At 62.0% G+C, this 22,207-nt stretch carries 18 protein-coding genes; 6 read left to right on the top strand and 12 right to left on the bottom strand.

The features are described from left to right. Positions 1 to 21 precede the first annotated feature (21 nt). The 6 genes from SAJA_RS08975 to SAJA_RS08950 form a co-directional block, all read right to left on the bottom strand. On the bottom strand, positions 22 to 2,175 hold the full coding sequence (locus SAJA_RS08975; RefSeq protein ID WP_123658335.1) for an AAA family ATPase: 2,154 nt from the start codon (positions 2,173 to 2,175) through the stop codon (positions 22 to 24). A 560-nt stretch (positions 2,176 to 2,735) separates the two neighbouring features. Then, the gene (locus SAJA_RS08970; RefSeq protein ID WP_123658334.1) at positions 2,736 to 3,569 is read right to left on the bottom strand and encodes a DUF3037 domain-containing protein; all 834 of its coding nucleotides are present in this window, start codon (positions 3,567 to 3,569) and stop codon (positions 2,736 to 2,738) included. Next, entirely contained in the window at positions 3,566 to 4,300 is a 735-nt protein-coding gene (locus SAJA_RS08965; protein WP_123658333.1) for a HipA family kinase, read from the bottom strand. The genes SAJA_RS08970 and SAJA_RS08965 overlap by 4 nt, the downstream gene beginning before the upstream one ends. After that, positions 4,290 to 6,635, bottom strand: a complete 2,346-nt coding sequence (hsdR, locus tag SAJA_RS08960; RefSeq protein ID WP_123658332.1) for an EcoAI/FtnUII family type I restriction enzme subunit R — start codon at positions 6,633 to 6,635, stop codon at positions 4,290 to 4,292. The genes SAJA_RS08965 and hsdR overlap by 11 nt, the downstream gene beginning before the upstream one ends. Before the next feature lie 13 nt (positions 6,636 to 6,648). Then, positions 6,649 to 7,893, bottom strand: a complete 1,245-nt coding sequence (locus SAJA_RS08955; protein WP_123658331.1) for a restriction endonuclease subunit S — start codon at positions 7,891 to 7,893, stop codon at positions 6,649 to 6,651. Beyond that, positions 7,890 to 9,341 carry a class I SAM-dependent DNA methyltransferase gene (locus SAJA_RS08950; protein WP_123658330.1) on the bottom strand — a complete coding sequence of 484 codons (1,452 nt, stop codon included), beginning with the start codon at positions 9,339 to 9,341 and terminating at the stop codon, positions 7,890 to 7,892. The genes SAJA_RS08955 and SAJA_RS08950 overlap by 4 nt, the downstream gene beginning before the upstream one ends. 271 nt (positions 9,342 to 9,612) lie before the next feature. Between SAJA_RS08950 and SAJA_RS08945 the strand changes: the two genes are divergently transcribed. Beyond that, positions 9,613 to 10,434, top strand: coding sequence for a GIY-YIG nuclease family protein (locus SAJA_RS08945; RefSeq protein ID WP_221180180.1), 822 nt, complete (start codon positions 9,613 to 9,615; stop codon positions 10,432 to 10,434). 50 nt (positions 10,435 to 10,484) lie between these two features. Beyond that, positions 10,485 to 11,456, top strand: a complete 972-nt coding sequence (locus SAJA_RS08940) for a hypothetical protein (protein WP_123658328.1) — start codon at positions 10,485 to 10,487, stop codon at positions 11,454 to 11,456. Positions 11,457 to 11,521: 65 nt separating this feature from the next. Here the strand turns inward: SAJA_RS08940 and SAJA_RS08935 are convergent, their stop codons facing one another. Then, positions 11,522 to 12,562 carry a helix-turn-helix transcriptional regulator gene (locus SAJA_RS08935; RefSeq protein ID WP_184999827.1) on the bottom strand — a complete coding sequence of 347 codons (1,041 nt, stop codon included), beginning with the start codon at positions 12,560 to 12,562 and terminating at the stop codon, positions 11,522 to 11,524. A 265-nt stretch (positions 12,563 to 12,827) separates the two neighbouring features. Here SAJA_RS08935 and SAJA_RS08930 point away from each other — a divergent pair, with 265 nt between their 5' ends. Beyond that, on the top strand, positions 12,828 to 15,065 hold the full coding sequence (locus SAJA_RS08930; protein WP_184999826.1) for a PKD domain-containing protein: 2,238 nt from the start codon (positions 12,828 to 12,830) through the stop codon (positions 15,063 to 15,065). A gap of 715 nt (positions 15,066 to 15,780) precedes the next feature. On the opposite strand, the gene SAJA_RS08925 is transcribed toward SAJA_RS08930, so the two are convergent. Continuing rightward, positions 15,781 to 16,041 (bottom strand): ATP-binding domain-containing protein, encoded by a 261-nt coding sequence (locus SAJA_RS08925; protein WP_184999824.1) that lies wholly within the window; start codon positions 16,039 to 16,041, stop codon positions 15,781 to 15,783. Between the two features lie 179 nt (positions 16,042 to 16,220). On the opposite strand from SAJA_RS08925, the gene SAJA_RS08920 reads away from it, so the two are divergent. After that, positions 16,221 to 16,880 (top strand): hypothetical protein, encoded by a 660-nt coding sequence (locus SAJA_RS08920; protein WP_123658324.1) that lies wholly within the window; start codon positions 16,221 to 16,223, stop codon positions 16,878 to 16,880. 62 nt (positions 16,881 to 16,942) lie between these two features. Here the strand turns inward: SAJA_RS08920 and SAJA_RS08915 are convergent, their stop codons facing one another. The 4 genes from SAJA_RS08915 to SAJA_RS08900 form a co-directional block, all read right to left on the bottom strand. Further along, positions 16,943 to 17,209 (bottom strand): ComEA family DNA-binding protein, encoded by a 267-nt coding sequence (locus tag SAJA_RS08915; RefSeq protein ID WP_123658323.1) that lies wholly within the window; start codon positions 17,207 to 17,209, stop codon positions 16,943 to 16,945. Positions 17,210 to 17,425: 216 nt separating this feature from the next. Then, the gene (locus SAJA_RS08910; RefSeq protein ID WP_123658322.1) at positions 17,426 to 19,165 is read right to left on the bottom strand and encodes an acetyl/propionyl/methylcrotonyl-CoA carboxylase subunit alpha; all 1,740 of its coding nucleotides are present in this window, start codon (positions 19,163 to 19,165) and stop codon (positions 17,426 to 17,428) included. After that, positions 19,162 to 20,784, bottom strand: a complete 1,623-nt coding sequence (locus SAJA_RS08905; protein WP_123658321.1) for a 5-oxoprolinase subunit B/C family protein — start codon at positions 20,782 to 20,784, stop codon at positions 19,162 to 19,164. Before SAJA_RS08905 ends, SAJA_RS08910 begins: the two co-directional genes overlap by 4 nt. Then, entirely contained in the window at positions 20,781 to 21,539 is a 759-nt protein-coding gene (locus SAJA_RS08900) for a LamB/YcsF family protein (protein ID WP_123658320.1), read from the bottom strand. The genes SAJA_RS08905 and SAJA_RS08900 overlap by 4 nt, the downstream gene beginning before the upstream one ends. Positions 21,540 to 21,614: 75 nt before the next feature. Here SAJA_RS08900 and SAJA_RS08895 point away from each other — a divergent pair, with 75 nt between their 5' ends. Further along, positions 21,615 to 21,893, top strand: coding sequence for a type II toxin-antitoxin system ParD family antitoxin (locus tag SAJA_RS08895; protein ID WP_221180179.1), 279 nt, complete (start codon positions 21,615 to 21,617; stop codon positions 21,891 to 21,893). Between the two features lie 2 nt (positions 21,894 to 21,895). Then, positions 21,896 to 22,207: a type II toxin-antitoxin system RelE/ParE family toxin gene (locus tag SAJA_RS08890; RefSeq protein ID WP_184999823.1), complete on the top strand. Its 312-nt coding sequence runs from the start codon at positions 21,896 to 21,898 to the stop codon at positions 22,205 to 22,207.

Below are 22,207 nucleotides of genomic sequence, written 5' to 3'. Positions count from 1 at the left end.
TCTGCCCGTTAAGCCAAGCGATCAACCAATAAATCCGATATGCGAATGGCGGTGATTAAGCGCTCGTGCGTCTACTTCCCGGGCCAACGCGTCAATCAGTGTGTCGCGGTTGAGTTCGCCACCGGTGATCCATACGTGTCGAAGTGCGGCCGCATAATCGCCGCCGGTGACCTCCTGCAGGCCGTCAATTCGTGCCGCGGCGCGCTTCGACAGATTCGTGTCGCACTTATTTCCTGACAGCACGACACGCAACATTCGGCGGCGCTGGTCGGCGCGCATTGGTTTGAGCGCGGTTTTTACATCAAAGCGTCGCAACGCCGCCGGATCGAGCGTTTCAAACGCATTGGTTGCAAAGATAACGATTGAGCGGGCGTCTTCGAGGCATTTGAGCAATTCATTCACGTGGCTGGTTTCCCAGGACTGTGTGCCCAGCTGCCGATCGCGCAGGAAGGTGTCGGCCTCGTCAATCAGCAGTACGCGGCGCTGACGTGCGGCTTCGTTAAAGCTTTGCCGAATGCGTTGCTCGGTCTGGCCTACCCATGGGCTCAACCAGTCGGAGGCCTGTACGGTGACCAGCTCGCGATCCAGCCGGTAGGCGATGTGGCGGGCCAGGGCGGTCTTGCCGGTGCCCGGCGGGCCGTGAAAACACAGCCGCGCCTCGTCGAGCCGCCGCAACGAGTCAAGCAGCTGCGATAGATCGAGCTCGCAGTTGATGCAGTCGATGTCGAAAGCAGGCAAGCGATAGCCGGGGCGCGGATCAAGCGCTTGGCGGGCCACGCCACGGCTGCCGTTGGCCAGCACGAGCGCGGCGTCTTCCGCCGGTTGTGCCTGGTCGCCAAGCGCATACAACGCATCTCGTGTTCGGGCAAGCTCTGCCGGCGTGATCGACGGCTGTTCGGCCACCCGGTCTAAAAATGTATCGCACAACGAAAACGGGCCGAGTGCGTCCGCGGCTATGCGCCGCCGTGCTGTGCATGGCGGCACGGTCACGTCGATCACCAAATCAAAACGGCGCAGATACGCGGCATCAACGCTGCCGATACCGTTGGCGATCCAGATACACGGCAGCCGCGCGCGCTCCAGAAACTCGTTGAGCCAGCCTTTCTGGCGTTTTTCCGGCTCTGTCAGCGACGGGGCCGGGGTTAAGACCGCTTCAGCTTCATCGAAAACAAGCAGCGCACGGGCATGGTCGGCCAGTGCACTGTGCGCGATTTTCGCCGCCCGCAGGCGATCAGCTCTTTCATACGGCTCGCCTTTCAGGTTGCCGTCCGCAATGGCGAAGGCGTCTGCGCCGACGGCGGCGGCCAACACGCGCGCAAGCTCGGACTTGCCGGTGCCGGTCATGCCGTGCAATAGCAACTGCGGTGGCCGAATGCCGGCGCAACCGGTGCCGGCCAGAAGCCGCCGCGCCAGATCGATGACCCCGCCGAGCCAATCGTAATCGTGCAGCGTAAGCCGGCTTGAGGGTGCCTTGTTGAAAAACGGCGCAAAAACCCGCTCGAAGTCGAAGCGTGGTGTCAGAAGCGCGCTGGCCAGATCCATCGACAGATTCAGGTCGTCGAGCTCTTTCGGATCATCGCGCGGGTTGATCAGCCCGCTATAGACCAGCTGGCCGCGGGGGTAGATCAGCGCTTGTACCTCGCTCAAGTCGCACCCAAGCAGCCGCTCGAGAAGATGCTGAAAATCCAGGGCACTCTTTTCCAGGCCGTGCTGAATAAAGGGCGATCGAATCTTGAGCAACATCTCATCGCTGCCACTTCGAATGCCGATATCCAGCAGATCAAGCGCGGGCGGCGTGAGCGATAACAAGCGGCCCAGTTCGGCCAGGTTGGCCGAAAGCGCATCGTGCGGTATTGGCTCGCCCAGACGCTGCGAGGCTGCAAAATCACCGAGCGCATTTCGAAAGACACGCCGCTGCCACCCCGCCAGTGCAACGCCGCCTTGTCGAAACGCATGCCGATCGTCTGGCGACATATCGCCCGTCAGCGCATCAACCAACGCGCCGTGGCGGGCAGTGCCCAGCAGCATGGCCACCGGCTCATCGTCATCCAGGACACGTCGGTACGGCAGCTGGCCGAGCGCGGCCGTTGTGTCCAGAAGCCGCACCGCCAGCGCCTGGTTCCGCTGAAGGCTGAGCACGGGGCGATCACTCGGAACATGCGCAATTGCAGACATGGCGGTCTCCACAGGGCAGGGAGACGTACTAGACACCGCCAATGCGACACATCGTGTCGTTGTTATGCAATGGCCCGCGCTACTGGCCAAGGGGCGGCCTGGCGTGTGCGCGCGGGATAGTCAACGCTGAACTAATGCGAAGAAGTGCCGCCTCGAATTATCGTCGAACAGAACTATTGGCTACTTATTCCCGATCGGGAATATTGATGCTTGTCGCAGGCGCGGGCAGCTTCGGCTGTCTTGTTCGGCAAGCCAGGCAGGACGCCGGTTTGCCCCAGGCCCGGCTGGCCAACCGGAGCACGCGGGCCCTATCGGATTTGGACGTAACGGGGTCAGTGACCATGCCACACCAGTCGAACCCCGCGGACGCTGCTGATAACTGAAAGCGTAATGCACAGGGCACCGGTTTGTTTCAATGGCCGTCTGATCGAGCATTTCGAAAAATTGGCCGATCAAGGCTGGCTTCGTTCTATATCCGTGCCAAAGTCTGCCGGTGGGGTTGAGCGGTTGAACTGATGGTCAACCTACCGGTGCAGTCGGTGGCCCGAGCCCCTGGGCCATCATGCCTCTAAAGCAAAGTCGATAACGCCTTCTCGGTCTTTATAGTCGACCACGTTCGCTTCGATATCCGTCAGCAAGCCGCGCGCCTCCTCGAACGCTTTGGCGCGTTTGTCGTTACCGGAAGGACCGTCGATAGCGAATAGAAAACGACCATCAAACAGCCCACGTTTACGCAAGCCAGCTATACGAAACTTCCATCTGTCGGCGTGTTCGAGAATAGCGATCGGCGTTGTTTGATCCAGGCTGAGCGGTTTTACAGCCTTGACCGCTTTGCCGTTCCGCTGCTCAACGAATGGAAGCTTCGGCGTTTCGAATTCTTCGTTGCCCAGACGAGCCGGCGTGAAGCGTTCGCTGATATTGACGTCTCTCAGCCACTGGCCGATGCCGCGCGCCAGTGCGGTTTCGCGATGTTCGGGGGTCACAAAACTTCGGCGTACGTAATAGCGATGCAACGTGTTCAGTTGTTGTGCGGGGTCTTCGGCCAGCACCACGCCAGGTTGGCTAAAGCGCACGATACTTTCGCGCGCTCGGATGAGCTCATCGAACAGTGCTTGGGCGTCCACCCGATCAGAAGCAGACGTGTTTTTCTGGCGTGCGATCAGCGTCTGAATTCGTTCAAGCTCGAGTCCGAGTTCTCTGACGGTCTGGCGATATAAACGACTGTCCATATCGTCAAAGAAATTCGTTACGCGCTTGTAGCGCTGGGTCTCGATCTCGAACCCGAAATAAGATTGATCCGCCGCCAGCAGGATAATACCCACGTTCGCAAACTCGCCCGTCTCAAGAAACGGCGCGAAACGCACGATCGCGTATTGGCAAAGAGTGCGGCTCATCGGATCGCCCAGAAACCCTCGGTTCGAAAAGCGCTCAAAAGCGTTTTCATCGCGACCCAATCGAATGCGACGGAGTCGAGTTCATCAGCGTCATGATAGCGCCATTGCGCGGGTATGGCCGCAGTCGCTGCGTCCAATTGCATTATCGCTGATTCTAGACGTGCAGTGTACTCGGCGCGCATGGCCAAGTCATTGAACACTGTTTCTGCTTCATCGCGGAATACGTGGTCAGCTAGAAACTCATCGCGCATGAGTGTGTCATCCAGCGCCACGTTGTGATCAATGATCACCAACTCTTTACTGTCGGGGGCCCAGAAAAGATTGGGATTGCCACCTCTTTCAGTGAGAGAACGATCGCCGTTCTTGACCCACCAATCGAAAACAAGCACGTCGCGTCTTAACGCCGGCGGGATTTCCGCGGCGGACTGCAGCGTGAGCTCACTTACGCGGCGTTCGCGCGAAGCGAATACCGGCCCGTCGCCAAGATCGTCTAGCTCAAGGCTGGCGGGCCCCGCTATGAGCTCCCCCGGCACCCATGCGATATCGAACGATGCGATGGGCAAGCCAAGCGTTCGACCAAGACAGCCGCAGATCCATTCGCGGATCAAAGCGGCCTTGCCCGCATCTCGTCCCTTGACGAAATAAACCGCGCCGTCATCGCCGCGACAAATGAATGGCCGGGTCATGCCGTGTTCCGAGCGCCGCCTGACCTCGGTGATCTCAAGCGTCACGGAACAGATAGCTCTGGATATCGAAGAAGGCCCCGCGTATGTCCTGGGCTGAACCAAGCCGGCGCTTGGCATCCTGCATACCGCCGTAGCGGATCTGCAGGAAATTACCGATCCGTGCCGGTGCCAGTTCGTCGACGCCGCGTGCCTCGTACGCCTGCAGTATGTAATCGAGAAATTCACGCATCTCTGGTTCGTAGCCGGCCAGGCCGGTTTCACGCGCGTGCTGAGCGCGTTCGCGGCGGGCCAGCGGCGCGAGCGTGAAACGCACGTACGCCAGTACGTCGAAGATATCGCTGTCCGGCGCGTCGATCAGCCGCCGCATGTCGGCCAGGCGCTCGTGGTCGTAATCCATTTCGGCCAGCCGGTCGATGAAGGCCGTGCGCTGCTCCGGATCGCTCCAGATCGCGCGCAGCTGCTCTTCGGAATCGACCAGGCCGGACAAGTCGCCAAACAACTGCGCCATGAACTGCTCGGCGGTGATCGGCGTGCCGTCGTGCGACCAGTAGCTGGTGGTCGTCAGGTACTGGATACGCCGCGCCTTGCCGTCGGCCAGTATCACGATGATTTTTTCCGGCGGTTTGTCATCATCATCGCCCGGCAGGTGGTCGCCATCTCTCACGCCATCCCCGCTAGGTTCCGGCGCGTCGGGATAAGGCGCGGGCTTTGGCGCTGGCACTTCAGGCGGCTCCGGCTCGCCGTCCCATTCCGGGTCGCGGAAGTGTTCGTGGGCCTTTACGAAGTCGTAGACCGTAAAGAAATACTTGCCGTCGAAGACCCGCGTACCGCGCCCGATGATCTGCTTGAACTCGATCATCGAGCGGATCGGGCGCATCAGCACGATGTTGCGTACGTTGAGCGCGTCCACGCCGGTCGAGAGCTTCTGCGACGTGGTCAGAATCGTCGGCAGCGTCTTTTCGTTGTCCTGAAACTGGCGCAGAAACTGCTCGCCGCGGGCCCCGTCGGCGGCCGTCACCCGTACGCAATAGTCTGTGGCGGTGCTGGTTTTCACCTGATTGATGAAATCCCGCACCCGTGCGGCATGGGCCTGGGTGGCACAGAACACCAGTGTCTTCTGGCGCTGGTCGATCTCGGCCATGAAGCGTTCCACGCGGCTCCTCTCGCGGTCCTCGATCTCGATCTTCGTATTGAAGTCGCTCTCGGTATACAGCCGGTCGTAATCGATCTCGCCGGCCAGCACCTCGTCCTCGCCCGAGAACGAATAAGTATCCAGCGTGCTTGCCAACTGGCGCACCTTGAACGGCGTGAGATAGCCATCGTTGATGCCGTCCTTGAGCGCGTAGGTATACAGCGGCTCGCCGAAGTAGGCATAGGTATCGGCGTTGGCATCGCGCTTGGGCGTGGCCGTCAGGCCCAGCTGTACGGCCGGGGCGAAGTGCTTGAGGATCTCGCGCCAGGCGCTTTCATCCCGCGCGCCGCCCCGGTGGCACTCGTCGATGATGATGAAATCGAAGAAATCCGCCGGGTAGCCCTCAAACGTGAACTCACGCTCGCCCGGTGTCTTCCCTTCTGTCATGAAGGTCTGAAAGATCGTGAAGAACACGCTCGCGTTCTTCGGCAACTTGCCCTGCTTGCGAATCTCTGCCGGATTGATACGACACAGCGCATCCGCATCGAAGGCCGAAAACGCGTTGAATGCCTGATCGGCCAGAAAATTGCGATCTGCCAGAAACAGAATCCGCGGCCGCCGCGTGGGCTGGCCCGACAGATTCCAGCTTGCCTGAAACAACGTCCATGCGATTTGGAAGGCGATGCCCGTCTTACCCGTGCCGGTGGCCAACGTCAGCAACATGCGGTCACGGCCTTGGGCGATCGCCTCCAGCACGGCCGTGATCGCGTTGTGCTGGTAATAACGCGGCTGCCACTTGCCGCCCGCGGTATGAAACGGCACCGCGCCAAAGCGCTCGCGCCAGTCGTTGTCTTGGGTAAAACACCGGTTCCAGAGCGCAGTAGGCGAGGGAAACGGCAAGCCGATATCGCCCTCCGCGCCGGTCACCATATCCACGCCGTACCAGCGATGGCCGTTGGTGGCATAGGCAAACCGCGCCTTGAGCCGTCGTGCGTATTCCTTGGCCTGCGCCAGTCCGTCCGTATACCCCAGCCCGGCCCGCTTGGCCTCGATAACCGCCAGATGTCGGCCCTGCCGGCTCAGCACGTAATCGGCCGTCAACGTATTGATCCGCCCGGCCTGTGTGATGCGGCCCTGGGCGATGACGTATTCACGCGAAACCTGCGAACCGCCCGTGCCATCCCAACCCGCGTCACGAAGAACGGAGTCGATACGATTGGCGCGGGTGTCGGCTTCGGTTTCTTTCATCGTGTTGGCGTTATTAAAGTTCGCCTGCGAACGTTTTTTCTAACAATGTTTGCCGTAACTGATCGATCCCACGGAGATTTTGATCGTATTGTTTAGAAAGCTGTCTAGTTCGATCTGCTACTTTCGAACAAGCTGCGGCTATAAATTTCTGTCGCTCTATATTTGGAATCGTATGACTCAACTTCCGTTGGGCGGTAATTGGCACCTGATTTCTGGTCGCTTGCTTCATCACGGCCTCGTACTGTCTTCGAAATTGCGTTCCGCGCATCTCGTGTGCAAGAAACTCAGGATCTATTTGGTTCGGGTCACAACGATAGTAAGTAACTGAGGTGCCGAGAATGACCTTAGTTTCGCAAGTGCGAAGTATTGCTACCGGACCGACCGAAGCATTATGCGCAAAGATAACATCCTCATCATGCGCTACGCCTTTTCTCAGTTTTGCTGCGCGCTTTTCAGAAAGATATTTGGCACGGTTAAAGTCTATTTGGCCATCTATGATGCAGTTCGCGGAAATATATGGCACGCCGGAAGATACAAACTCGTCTTTTCGAGGGTAGTCGCTGCCGTGATTCCCGTCGAGGTGACTTTTAATTGACCCGTCGTCAAGAAGCTGCTGAAGGGTCGCTATGCGGCCTTCCGACTGATCGAGTTGCGATTCGACAAACGACTCGAGCAAAGCTGCCGAATTTCCGAGGTTTTCGAGCTCATGAGCGCGAGCGCGGTCGAGCGCGGCGAAGGCCTGATCGAGCACCGCAACGATTCGCTTCTGCTCGTCTAGCCTTGGCAACGGTAGTTGGAACGTTTTTAGATTGGTCGCTGACAGTTCTTTGAATGTCGTTCCCGTGCCGAGGTCGTTTAGCTGTTGCCGGTTAGCAAAAAGGAAGTAGTAGAGAAATCCGATATCGAGATCAGCGCTTGGCACAATACCTCGACAGCCTTGGTTGAAGGCCATCTCAACATCGTTGACAGCTAGGTGACCGATAGGTGCGCGCGTCGACAGGATCAAAGAGTTTGCTGGCACGAGCCGAGCTGACGATTTCGCCAATCCTGTCTCGGTAATGGTTCGTTCAGTCGCAGCGATATGGCGACCCGCCATGCCGCCCATTTCTTTTGGAGTAAGCCACTGAACATCGCCGCCCCAATAATCCTGAACTTTGGATTTCGGCGTTCCGCCGTTGACGACTTGGGCAACGTCGGCGAGCTGCACCTTCGGCCACTTCGCTCTTGATCCGTACAAAAGGTCAGCTTGAGAGCTCACAACATCCCCCGAATCTCTTCCAGAATCCGCGCGGTTTCGGCATCCCGCGCCAGCATGTCGTCGATGATTTCGGCCGGGCTGCGTAGCGGTGCTTCTTCGGGCACATTAGGGTTTTTGACCGATAGATCCCAGGTCGCCGGGTCAATATCGTCGACGGCGACGGTCCAGCTCTGGCTGCTATCGGCCTTGCGCGGTTGTAATTCGATGAACTCGGCCAGGTCGTTGTCGTTCAGCGGGTTGGTCTTGCCGAGCGAACGCCCGGGGTCGAGCTGGTAGTACCAGATATCGCGGGTCGGCTCGCCCTTGTCGAAGAACAGCACGACGGTTTTCACACCCGCGCCCTGGAAGGTGCCGCCGGGGCAGTCGAGCACGGTGTGCAGGTGGCAGGTTTCCAGCAGTTCCTGGCGCAGGGCGACGCTGGCGTTGTCGGTGTTCGACAGGAAGGTGTTCTTGATGACCACGGCCCCGCGCCCGCCGGCGCGTAGCTTGCGGATGAAGTGCTGCAGGAACAGATAAGCCGTTTCGCCGGTCTTGATGGGGAAGTTGTGCTGTACTTCCTTGCGCTCGCCGCCGCCAAACGGCGGGTTGGCCAGCACCACGTCGTGCCGGTCGGCCTCGCGGATTTCCAGCACGTTCTCGCCCAGCGTGTTGGCATGGCGGATAGCCGGCGTTTCGATGCCGTGCAGGATCATGTTCATGATGCCGATGACATACGCCAGCGATTTCTTCTCCTGCCCGAAAAAAGTCTTGTGCTGAAGCGTGTGCCAGTCGCCGGTCGAGAGATCGTCGCGTTTGAGATAGTCGAAGGCTTCGCATAAGAAGCCGGCCGATCCGCAGGCGCCGTCATAGACCGTCTCGCCCAGCTTGGGGTCTACTACACGGATCATGGCGCGAATAAGCGGGCGGGGCGTGTAGTACTCGCCGCCGTTGCGCCCGGCGTTGCCCATGCGACGGATACGCGTTTCGTACAGATCCGAGAGCTCGTGCTTGGCCTGCTGGCTGTTGAAGGTCAAGGTGTCGATGATCTCGATGGCATCGCGCAGGGCATAGCCCGAGCGGAACTTGCTGATGATCTCGGAAAAGATCTCGCCGATCTTGTATTCCAGCGTGTCCACGCCGGTCGCGCTGTTACGAAATGTCTGCAGGTAGGGGAACAGCTCGTCGTTGACGAAGGCAATCAGGTCTTTGCCGATGCGGCCGGTCTGATGGTCGAAGTTGCCGGCCAGATCCTTCGGCGCGGCCCAGTTTTCCCAGCGGAACTTCTTTTCCAGCACGGGGTAGTAGTCACGGCCTTCGAACAGCGCCTCGTCCTCGCGCTCGGGCTCGCGATCGGCAATGTATTTGAGAAACAGCAGCCACGACGTCTGCTCGGCATAATCCAGCTCGGTGGCCATGCCTTCGTCGTTGCGCAGGGCCTTGTCGATGTTGTTGAAGGCGTTTTCAAACATGCGTGGAGCAGCCTGGACAAGCGATAAACGAAAGCCGGCAGTCTACCGGCACGTAGCGTGACTGACGATGTGCGCGGCGCGTGATTAACGAGCTGCGGCGTGTTCGCTTATCGGTCTTTTCTATACATGTTGCAGGCGACGTGTATGGAAATGACCTGTCTGCTATACACGTTGTTCTCGCGTGCGGCGGATGGGGGCAAGCATCGTGAATGATTCAAGACCGACGTCGATTCGTATCTTTCTGGCGGACGGCACGCCGGACGGCCTGCGGTTGATCGATAAGTCCAACTGGACCGGCCGAGCGGTCGTCGTCAGCCGTTCTGAAATCGAACGGGCGTTGGCGCGCCCGGAGCTGGGGCAACCGGGCGTTTATGTACTTGTTGGCACGGCAGAAGACGGCGCGCCGATGTTGTATGTCGGCGAAGCCGATACGTTGGGCGAGCGGCTCAAGCAGCATGTGGCGGGCAAGGAGTTCTGGACGCGGGTTGTGGCGTTCACCAGCACGAACGAGGGGCTGAACAAGGCCCACGTGCGTTATCTGGAGGCGCGACTGCTGCAACTCGCGCGCCAGGCGAATCAGTGGCTGCTGGAGAACGGCAACAAGCCGACGCCGCCGCCGCTATCGGAACCGGACCGCGCGGACGCGGAATGGTTCTTGGATGAAATGCGGCTGATCTTTCCATTGCTGGGCATTGATGCGTTTGCGGCGGCATCTGGCCAGGCCAGAGCGCACGCCGCCGCCGACACAAGCCGCGACGAGCCGCCCATGTTGTATCTGGCCGAGCGTGGCGGTGAAGGTCGAGGGCGGGAAGTCGCAGACGGCTTTGTTGTGCTCGAAGGGGCGCTCGCCCGGGCGGCAGAAGTCGATTCGATCCATGACCATATGCGGGATATGCGACAACAACTGGTCGATCGCGGCGTGCTTGTCACGGATGAACACGCGCTGCGCTTCACGCAGGATTTCCGGTTCAGTTCCCCGTCGCTGGCGGCCGGCGTACTGGTGGGCGGGAGTGCGAACGGGCGGATCTGCTGGAAAGACCGGGCCGGTCGTACTTTGAAGTCGCTCCAGGATGCGCGCGCCGGTGTGGCGTGATTCTCGAGTGTGGCCAATCGATCTATCACCGATTCTTCGGGCACGGCGTTGTGCGAGGCATCACACGAACGCGTGACCCCGGCTACGATCTGGATCGTCATCACGTTGAGTTTGCAGACGGGACGTATCGCGATGTGATCGGCACGCGGGCGTTCTGTTCGCCCGAAGAGGGGGCGCATCTGTATCCGGAATTCGAGCCGGGAGACAGCGTTCATCATCCGAAGTTTGGCTATGGCACGGTCGTGGCAACCAATTTGTCGCCGGAGCCGGGCGCGCGGCTCGAGCATATGATCGATTTCGATCGCGGCATGGGGCGGCGCCTCATCGTGGCGTTGCCGGGCGGGTTGCGAAGTGCACGCGGGCTCGACCGGGAGCGCCGCCTGGGTGTCAGCCCTCCTGCGACAGGATCAGCGTCTCGCATGAGCCCGGCCGAGCGGCGCGAGCGCTTCGATCATCGGCATGACACGCCGGCGTATATCCAGGCAATGCAGGGCAGCGCGCGATTCGATCTGTATCGCCAGTGGCTGTATCGGCACGTTGCCAGGCCCGGCAGCGCGTTCTTTGATCGGCTGGATCCCGCCGACAGCCCGGCCGTATGGCGTTTCATGGAACGACGCTATCTCGATCGCTACGCGCTTTTGTTAAAGGTCTGTTCGGTACCAAGCTCGGCAGGCCTCTGGCCGATCGACTACCCGGGCGGCGCGCTGCGTACGGGTCGCGGGGTCAAGTTCGAGGACTACGGCATTCCCGCGTCTGTCGTTGACGCGCTGGAACAGTGGAGCTGTTTCAAGGAAGACGTGGAATTCGATCACGCCCACGACGGCGGGCCGCGGCCGGATTTCGACGCCCTGGATCGTCGCGGGTTGGCTCTGGCCGGTGAGGTGAAGCGATACGCCGGCGCGGATGTCTACGTCGAGTTTCGGTCGTTTCGTGAGGTGTTATGGGTCGATGGCGACGTTGTCGAGGCCCCGATGCCCGAGATGATCGCGCGTTGTTCATCCCAGCATGATGCGATGTCATAACGACGGGTTGTATCATCACGTCTGGACCGGCGCATCATTGATTCGTCGGCGATCCGTGGCGGCCCTCACGATCCATTCGAGGCGTTTTCCCCGGCATCGGTCGTCGGCGAGTACTGGGCAAGCGTGGTCTCCAAGGTATCGATGATTCGCCGTCGCAGGCGCTCGGGTTTGAGTACCTCGATCCCGTCGCCCAGCCCCAGTAGCCACCACATCAAGGCATCGGTATCCAGCACCGAGGCGCGAATCTCCACGCTGTTCGCCCGGCCGGTGATGGTCTGGTCGTCGCTGATCGGGCGCTCGGCCAGATGGGCGCCAGTCGCCTCGTTGGCATGTAGAACGAGCTCGACGGTGCCTTCGCCCGTCGGATAATTGAAGCCGCCCTCGGCGTGGATGTAATCGTCGAGGTTGAAATCGGCCGGGCGGTAGACCGATTTGTCCACCGGCTCGAGGGTTTTCACGCGATGCAGGGCCAGTTGCACGACGTTGTCGTATTCCCACAGCGGGCCCACGAGATAGAGCATGCCATCGCGGGAGACCAGACCCAGCGGGCTGAATTCGTACTGTTTGATACGGCCGGCGTCGTCGCTTCGCGGGGCGTAGTCGACGGTCACCCGGCGCTCGTGGAGCAGGGCGTCATACATGGTGCGCTGGATGTCGGTGTCCAGCGTCGGCGCCGCCAGCTGTGGGCCGTGGCCGATGACGCGGATCTTGTTCTGCCAGTGGGTCAGCGGTTTTTGGCTGTCGGCGTCCAGCACGTTACGGGCACGCTCGAAGTAAGGGGTAAGCAGATCGAGCGTCGCCGGCGGTAACAGACGCGATAGGTGCTGCTCGGCCAGCCGGAAGGCGAGTGCGGTGTTGGGCTCCAGGCCCGGGATCTCGACGGCGCCGAAATTTTTTGGCCAGTACCAGTGATTCGTGCGGCCTTCGGTGTCGCAGGTGTAACCGAACAACGTGGCCAGTTTGTCGAGGTCCCGCTCCACGGTGCGCGGGGTGACGCCAAAGCCCTCGTCGGCCAGGCGAGTGACGAGGGCGCTGGTCGTGACACGCTGCGGCGCGCGAGGGATATGTCGCAGCATGGTCCACTGCCGGAAAACGGTGTCCGTCATGGTTTGGATGGTCCTTTTGGTTTCGACAGCCAGCGTCGCATCGCGTGTACCGGGTTGTCGGCCGGCGGTGTCCAAAAGCACTGCGAGCGCAGTGCAAAGGCGTTGGGGCGAGGATGTGACAAGCCTCGGCGCGCGAGTCGGCGCAACGCCACGACAGCCGCGTGATGGAGATTGTCTTTTATGCGACACGATTTGTCGCATGTCACCGCAAGAGTGTCATGGTCAGCTTCGGCAGGCACGCATTTCATTCTTGAAGGGGGAACTCATGACGTTAAGACAAACAAGCCGAAACGGTTTTTATGGCGGCGTTTGTGCCGCACTTGTGGCCGGCCTGCTGGTGACGGGCTGTGGCGATGACGATAACGATGGCGATGACGCGGCCAGTGTCCCGGACACGACGGCACCGTCTGCGCCGGCCGACAACACACCGCCGGTGGCCGTGGCCGGCACCGCGCAGAACGTGAAGACCGGCGCCACGGTCACGCTCGACGGCTCGGCCAGCCGGGACGCCGACGATGACATGCTGGATTACGCCTGGACGCTGACCACGCCCGCTGATAGCCAGGCCACGCTATCTGATACGGAGGCGGCCAAACCGACATTCACGGCGGACCAGGCCGGGCGTTACGAAGCCAGGCTGGTCGTGGACGACGGCGCGGCTGAAAGCGAGGCCGATAGCGTCATCGTCACCGCCGCCACGGCCAACAGCGCGCCGGTGGCCAACGCCGGCGACGACATCAACGCGACCGCCGGCCAATCGGTGACGCTCGACGGCAGTGCCAGCAGCGATGCCGATGCGGATACGCTGACCTATGCCTGGACGTTGACGACACGCCCGGATGCGAGCACGGCGACACTGGCCGGCGCCGATACGGTGCAGCCCATGTTCACGCCCGACGTGGCCGGTACATACACGGCCGCATTGACCGTCAACGACGCCAATCTGGACAGCGAAGCCGATTCGGTGACCGTGACGGTGGCCGCGGCCAACAGTGCGCCGGTGGCCGATGCCGGCGCCGATCGGGATGTAGTGGCCGGTGAGCCGGTGGCCCTAGACGGCAGCGACAGCCGTGATGCCGACGGCGACCCGCTATCGTATGCCTGGTCGTTCGTGTCGCGTCCGGACGGGGCCGATGCCAGCCTGTCGGCCACCGACACGGTCGCGCCCGAGTTCACGCCGGATGTGGCCGGTGATTATGTCGTGCAGCTGGTCACAAGCGACGGTGAGGCCGACAGCGCGCCCGACACGGTCGCGATCACGGCGGCCCAGGCCAATGCACGCCCAACGGCTGCCGCCGGTGACGATGAACAAGTCACCGTGGGTGATGCGGTATCACTGGATGCCAGCAACAGCGACGATGCCGATGGCGACATGTTGACCTACGACTGGGTCTTTACGTCGATGCCTGACGATAGCCAGGTCGATCTGGTGGGTGGCAACAGCGTATCGCCGAACTTCACGCCGGATGCGGCCGGCGATTATGTCCTGCGCCTGGTCGTGAACGACGGCCAGGCTGATAGCGCTGCCGAGACCGTGACCGTCACCGCGGCTGAGGCCAACGTGGCACCGGTCGCGGACGCAGGGGCCGACGACAGCGTTAAAACCGGCGTGATGGTCACGCTGGACGGCTCGACCAGCTCGGACGCCAACGACGACATGCTGAGCTACGACTGGCACGTGGTCAGTATGCCGCCGGCCAGCGAGACAGCGCTGGTGAACGCAGCGATGGCTCAGGCCGCATTCACACCGGACGTTGACGGGGTCTATGTCTTTGAGCTGGTGGTCAACGACGGGGAACTGGACAGCCAGGCCGATCGCGTTCAAATCACCGCGGCGACGCCCAACAGCGCGCCGACAGCCGATGCGGGCAACGATCGCCAAGTGGTGACCGGCGAGCGCGTCAACCTGGACGGCACGGCCAGCCAGGACGCTGATAACGATGCGTTGAGCTATGAATGGTCATTCCAGTCCCGCCCGGCCGCGGCCGCGGGCTCGCTTACGGATGCAGACACGGCCAATCCGTCGTTCACGCCTGATGCCGGCGGTGATTATGTCGTACGGCTAACAGTCTCCGACGGTCAGGGCGAGGACGCCACGGATACGGTTCGTGTCACCGCCGTTACGCCGGATATTCAGTTGGCTGAAGATGATGTTTTCGACGGCTTTGAGAGTCGCAACCTGCCGTATCAGGTGAGCGGTGCAAGCGCGACTCGCACGACAGCTGCCTTTTGCGAGCTTGGCGTATATCGCCTCACGGCCACCAACGGCGACTTCACGATCCGCAACCTAGAAGCGGTTAAGACGAGTAGCACGAGTGCGGCCGGGGGCACGCCCAGCTTTGGCGGGCTGCGCGATGGCCAGACCATTCGTGCCGGGCAGAGCGTCACCTTCAGTCTGGACATCACACCCACACGGGGGCGCCAGATCGGCGTGCGTTATGCGTTTGAGATCGCCGAAACCGGGGATACTTTCGTGGCCAATTATCAGGCAGCCTGTAACTAGATAGCGGTGTTCCGCTATCCGCAAGTATAGGCCGGCTTTCATGCCGGCCTTTACTTGCGGTTTTATACGGCCAAGGCCTGTTGCCGTTTCATGGCGGCGTATCGGCCCAGGCAACGAGATCACGCCTGCTTTTAACGCGCTGCGATCGATCCAGAGATGGCGTTCGCGTTTGTATACCCGAACACAGCGATTGGCGATGACGATAGATCAGCTTTGGCAGCCTGGGCGCCTACCAAGAGAGTGTGGTGCCTGATTGGCGGGTGGCGCTTGTCGCGCAGCTCGATACGCTTTGGGAAAACGTGTACCGAGACATGTCTGCGGCGGGCTCGTCGGCGTGGATCTGGCAGATAATCGTCGCGTGCTCTGCCACGCGTCGACTGTACTGTTCGCCCACGTTGTGCTGTCGGCCGGCATGCCGCTGGAGGCAGCGTCGACGGTCGTGTCCGGTCGTTTGAGCCGTGCGATGCCGCGACCGGCCCGCGTGTTCGTGGCCTGCGCTGTGTCGTGCGTGGCCACGGTATTGGTATTTTGGAGTTTCAGTCATTGATCGGCGCGATGGACGATTTCATCGATGCGGACGATATTGAGATGATCGCGACCGATGTCACGCTTGATGAATCGGGTCCGACGACGGTTTCGGCGGTTCTCATCACGCAATCGCCTTGATGGCTGGTGCCGGCCGCAAACAATTGCCGATCATCGGCAGGCGCGATCGCTACGCGCTGTCTATCAGCGCGTCGACGGGCTCGGCGCGACGTAGGGGGCCGGCGATCGGGCTGTCGGCCGCCACGAACAGGTCCAGTCGCAGGCTGGCCCGTGTCATGCCGCAGTAGAGCACCGGCGTGGTTGTGCCGTGTGCCCAGACGGCGGCCTCCACGTCGATCAGAATCACCGCCGGCGCCTGACCGCCCTTGAAGCGCAGCACACTGTCAAAGCGCAGCGCGCCGTGGGTGTGGCGAGATATGAGTTGTGCCACATCGTTATTCCCCTTTACTACCCCACGGCCAGTCAAGCAGTGCTCGCCGGCCAAGTCCACGTTGAGCGCAAGGTCAGGTTTTACGGTGGTCCGGCGATTGGATACGACACGATTCGTCGCACCGCGATGGCTCAATCAATGTATTGAGACAAAACGGTTACTTGCATCGAGGGCGTTGTATGACCTGCCGAGATGATGTTGCCAATCTGCGTCGCTGTATCCGCGTGGCTGCGGCCGGTCGAAGTGGGGACGCGCTGTTGCAGGCGATGGGGTATCGACGCGTCACTGCCGAGCGCCGGGCACGCCTGCGTGCCGTACTGGCCGATGATCTGTTGGGCCTGGAGGCCGGTGGTTTCGATTTTCGTTACGACGCTCGTGGATTCGTGCGTGCGCTATGTGAGGCGCTGGGTATGTTGGCGTCCGATTACGAGGCCGGGCTCAGGGCGATGGAAACAACCGCGGCGCACCGGCGTACGTTCGCGCCCTATATTGCGGTGGACACGAATTTTCGACGTAGTGCGCAGCCTTTGTTCGTTCTGGCCATGCTTGAGTGCCAGCGACGGATCCATCTGCCGCGTGGTCTACGCGATCTGTCGGCCGTAGGCCAGATTCATCAAGCCCGAGACATCGTCGTCGCCCATTACCGCAGTCATGCCGGACGGCTCGAGTTCTGGGGCGATATCACGGTCTATCGATTCTTCTACGAGCCGGGGGCCTGCGTGATCTTTGATACGCACGGCGACATCGAGACCATCGGGCCGGCCTCGGGCCAACACGGTGCGATCAAGACAGCCTCGCTATCCATTGGCGGGCGGGATCTGTCGCAGGCGATCGGCTGATCGCGAACCGAATACACCATATTAGCGGTGCATTCGGTTCTTGAGATTTAGCGCCGTTCGATCTACTCGGCCGAATCGCTGACCGTGGCCTCTTCACGCAGGCCGTCGACGGTCTTGTTGCCGATGCCAGTCACGCGGGTCATATCGTTGAGCGCGGTGTAGTCGCCGTTGGCTTCGCGGTCTTCGACGATGGCGGCGGCTTTGACTTCGCCGATACCGTCGAGCTGAGCCAGTTCGTCGGCACCGGCGGTGTTGACGTTGATAGCCGCGGCGGCCGCGCCGGAGATGAGCGTCAAGGCGACGGCGAGTGCAAGCAGTAGTTTCTTCATGGGTCCCCCAATGTGTTCAGGTTGATTTCGGCCGCTCCCACGCGGCGCAGCTTCAACCTAGAAAATATTGTTTGGAGAGCGCAATAGCGCTGTGGCGGACGTTTGCCTGGGAATACCTAAACCCGGTGGCGAGACAGTAACTTGCGTGCGCGGCGCGAGAAAGTATTCGTTTTCACACCAGGTGCGCAGACGCCCGCGCTGCGCGATAAGCGGTAATCAGTCGATTCGGCCAAGGATGTCGCCTTGGGCGACCGTATCACCTGCGGCCTGGCTGCCGCAGGTGATACGCCCGGCGCGGTGGGCCGTGACTTCGGTTTCCATCTTCATGGCTTCGAGCACGGCCACGGTGTCGCCTTCGGCAATATCGGTACTGTCTTCGACCTGCCATTTGACGAGCCGGCCGTTGATCGAGGCAACGATGGCGCTTGTCTCGGCCTCGTTGTCATCGGCTGAGGTTGCCGCGCCGACGCTATTGCTGTTTGCGTCATGGGCTGCCGCGAACAGGCGGGCCGGCAGGCCCAGCTGTACGGCTTTGCCGTCGAGCTCGATGGTGAAGCGTTGGCGCCTATCATCCGGTGTGGCCTGGGCCAGATACGGCGAGGCCGCTAGTGTTTGGCTGAATGCGGTCTCGATCCAGTGGGTATGGACCGCGAACGCAGACTCATCCACGAAGGCCGGTTCGTCGAGCACGGCCTGATGAAAGGGCGCGACCGTGGGCACGCCTTCGATGGCCAGCTCGGCCAGGGCGCTGCGGGCACGGCGTATGGCTTGCGCACGAGTGGCGCCGTGCACGATGAGCTTGGCGATGAGCGAGTCGAAGTGTTCGGGCACCTGCCCGCCAGAGGCGATACCGCTGTCCACGCGAATGCCGGGCCCCGTGGGGGCCTCGAAGCGTGTGATGGTGCCGGGAAACGGCAGAAAGCCGCGGGCCGGGTCTTCGGCGTTCAGCCGGAACTCGATGGCGTGGCCGGTGGCCGGCGGGTCGTGCGTGACGCTAAGCGGCAAGCCATCGGCGATACGGAGCTGTTCGGCGACGATATCGAGCCCGCTCGTCGCCTCGGTAACAGGGTGCTCGACCTGGAGGCGTGTATTGACCTCCAAGAACGAGATCAGCCCGTCGGGGGCGACGAGATATTCCACGGTGGCCGCACTGGTATAGCCGGCCTCGCGACAGATGGCCTTCGCCGAGTCGTGGATACGCTGGCGCTGGTCGTCGGTGAGAAACGGGGCCGGTGCTTCTTCGACGAGCTTTTGATTACGCCGCTGCAACGAGCAGTCGCGCGTGCCGGCTACGATGATGTGGCCGTGGGCATCGGCGAGGATCTGCGCCTCGACGTGGCGCGGGGTGTGGAGAAACCGCTCTACAAAGCATTCGCCGCGGCCGAAGGCGGCCTTGGCCTCGCGCACGGCGGAATCAAAGGCATCGGCGATATCACGTGCTTCATGCACGATCTTCATGCCGCGCCCGCCGCCGCCGTGGGCGGCCTTGATGATGATCGGCAGGCCGTGCTCTTCGGCAAATGCTTCGACGGCCGCCGCGTTTTCGACCGGTTCATGCGTGCCGGGGGCCAGCGGCGCGCCGACGCGTGTGGCGATCTCGCGCGCGGTGAGCTTGTTGCCCAGGGCTTCGATGGCCTCGGGCGACGGGCCGATCCAGGTCAGCCCGGCCGCGATGACCGCACGGGCGAAATCCGCGTTTTCAGAGAGAAAGCCGTAGCCCGGGTGCACCGCATCAGCGCCCGCGCGCTGGGCGATCGCGATGAGCTTGTCGCCGTCTAGATACGTCTCGTCGCTGGCCGTGCCGTCCAGCGCATAGGCCGTGTCGGCCAGGCGTACATGTAGCGCATCGGCATCGCTATCGGCATAAACCGCCACGCTGGCCAGCCCCATGTCGCGTACCGCGCGGATGATGCGCACGGCGATTTCGCCGCGATTGGCGATGAGCACGGTATTCATGGCGCGGCCTCGTCGTCTTCGGCGGCAGGATCAGTTGCCGGGTCAATCGCGATGAAACACAGACGATCACCCGGTGCGAGCTGGGCGGCCCGGTCGATATCAGCCCGCACGACCACGGCGATGACCGGGTAGCCACCGGTGACCGGGTGATCGCGCAGGAACAGAATGGGCGCGCCGGCGGGCGGCACCTGCAGGGCGCCGGGCACACAGCCTTCGCTGGGTAACTCGTCATCGATGGCACGTGTTAGCGGCGGGGTCGATGCGGCATTGTCGTCAGCCGGCACAAGCCGTAGGCCGACACGATCCGAGTCCGGGCTGATCTGCCAGGTGGTGTCGAGCAGACGCCGACGGCTGGCCGCGTCGAACCAGTCCTCTCGTGGGCCAAGCACGATGCCCAGCGTGGCCGGGCCATCGGCAGGGGTGAACGTCGCCGGCTCCGGTTGGCCCACGGCCTGACCTGGCCGGGGCGGCGCGATCGCCAGCCGGTCGCCGGCGGCTAGCGGAGCCGGCCCGAGCCCGGCCAGCGTGTCACGGGCCCGGCTGCCCAGAACCGGCGTGATCGCCAGCCCGCCGCGCACCGCCAGATAGGTGCGCAAGCCCGCCGCGGGCGGGGCCAGACGCAATGTCTCGCTGTCGTGCAGGGCGAATGGCTGGCCCGGCCGTGGGTAGCGGTTGCCGCGCGGGCTGTCGATCGATGGCTGGCCGGGGGCGCCGGACAGGGCGATGACCGTATCCCCGTGGGCGCGTACGGCCAGCCCGCCTTGTAATGTTTCGATCAGCGCTTTCTCGGGTGAATTGCCGACGAGCCGGTTGGCCTGTCGGGCCGCGGCCCGGTCGGCCGCGCCCGAGGCCGACACGCCGATATGGGCATGGCCGGGACGGCCCAGATCCTGAACCAACGATTGCGGGCCGGGCGAGATGATCTCCAGCGCGGTGGGCGTTCTTGATGGTGTGTTTTCGGCGGCGGCTATCTTGTCGGCGGCCGGGTCATCGACGGTCAGCGCCTCAACCGCGCGATAGCGAATCATATCGCCGGGTTGCAGCAGGGCCGGGCGCTCGCGGGCCAGATCCCACAGCCGGGCATCGGTGCGCCCGATAAGCTGCCAACCGCCGGGTGAGGCTTTGGGATAGACCGCCGAGAACATCCCCGCCAGGCCGACCGCGCCGGCCGGCACACGGGTACGCGGTGACGCGCGGCGTGGCACCCGTAGTTGCGTGTTCTCGCCGATCATGTAGAAAAAACCCGGTGCGAAGCCGCCAAACGCCGCACGCCAGCGTTGGCCGGTATGCGCGGCGATCACGGCGTCAATCGACAGCCCGGTGTGCTCGGCCACATCGGCCAGATCGGCGCCGTCGTAGACCACGTCGATCGTGATATCGCGCCCGGCATTTTGTGTGACCGGCGGTGCATCAATCTGCACGAGTGTTTCGCCGGCCTCTCGGGCATGCCCTGCGGTATCGAAAGACACCAGCAGCGTGGTCGCGGCAGGCACAAGATCGGTCTGCCCGGCTAGAGGCTGGGCCGTTAGATAAGCGTTGACGGCCAGCACGGCGTCCAGCGATTCGCAGACCAGCAGCCGGGCGTGATCGCCGGCCCAGCGTATCTCCGTGGGTGTCATGCGAACGCCGTGATCTCGACGGCCGCCTCGGCGAGTGCCGCGCGCAGGCTGCGCGCGGTGGCCACCGCGCCGGCGCTATCGCCGTGCACGCAAATGCTTTCTGCGGTAACCGACACCCGCGTGCCATCGCGGGCGATGATCTCGCCGTGGCGGGCCAGGTGGATCATGTTGGCGATGATCGTGGCGTCATCTTCGATCATGGCCCCGGCCTCACGGCGCGACACCAGCGTGCCGTCGGCGTTGTAGGCCCGGTCAGCAAAGGCCTCGGCCACGCCGCGTATGCCGTGTTTGTCGGCGTGGGCCAGCACGGCGGCACCTGGCAGGGCCAGAATCGGCAAGTCCTGTCCGAAAACCCGCATCGCCTCGACCACGGCACTGGCGTGGCCGTCGTGATCGACCATCGCGTGATACAGCGCGCCGTGGGGTTTGACATAGGCGATACGCGCGCCGGCCGCGCGGGCAAAGGCCTCCAGCGCGCCCAGCTGATAGAGCACATCATCGGCCAGCTCGCGCGGGGAGCAATCCACGAAGCGTCGCCCGAAACCCGCCAGATCGCGATAGGCGACATGCGCGCCGATCGTCACGCCGGCCGCAACGGCGGCGCGACAGGTCGCGGCAATCGTCGAGGCATCTCCGGCATGAAACCCACAGGCGATATTGGCGCTGGTGACGGATTCGAAAATGGCGGCATCGTCGCCGAGCTGCCAGCGGCCAAAGGATTCGCCGATGTCGGCGTTGAGATCGATAGTGGGCATGACGCGTTGGGGCCTCGTGATCGGATTTGAGACGAACAATCAGGTGGCGAGTCGCTATGCTTGTAATGTCGGTTTATGGCTAAAATGGCCATAAAGGACACTGACCAACGGATCGTTGTTGCCATGAACATCAGTTTTACAGATCAACAGTCCGATTACATCGCGGCACAAGTTGCCTCGGGTGATTACCGTAACGCCAGTGAAGTCGTGCGCGAAGCGCTGCGCCTGCACCGACAATATCGCCAGATGGTCATCAACGATTTACGCGCTCAAATCGAGGCCGGTTGGGACGGCGCTACCAGCGGGCGTAGCGTGCAGGATATCGCTGCTGCGCATTCGGTAGCTGACTATTAATAGTGGCCATACGTTACGAATTATCCCAGGCGGCGGATAACGATATTGAAGGGCTCATCGAGTACACGATGCAACGATTCGGTCGCGCGCAGACGCAGCGATATCTTGCACAGATTGAGCGTCAGCTCGAAGCGCTCATTGCCAATCCAAGGCTTGGGCAAGCAAGAGACGAGATTCGGCCCGCATTGAGATCACGCCTTGTTGGCCAGCATCTCTTGTTTTATCGCATCAAAGACGAGGACACCTTGCGTGTTGTGCGCGTATTGCACACCAGTCGCGATCTGCAGCGATTTGACGAGACCGGTTCGGCTTGA

Source organism: Salinisphaera japonica YTM-1 (genome assembly GCF_003788585.1).
GTDB classification, from domain to species: domain Bacteria; phylum Pseudomonadota; class Gammaproteobacteria; order Nevskiales; family Salinisphaeraceae; genus Salinisphaera; species Salinisphaera japonica.
The sequence above is the reverse complement of the archived record's forward strand: the minus strand, read 5'-3'. Positions and strand labels throughout refer to the sequence as shown.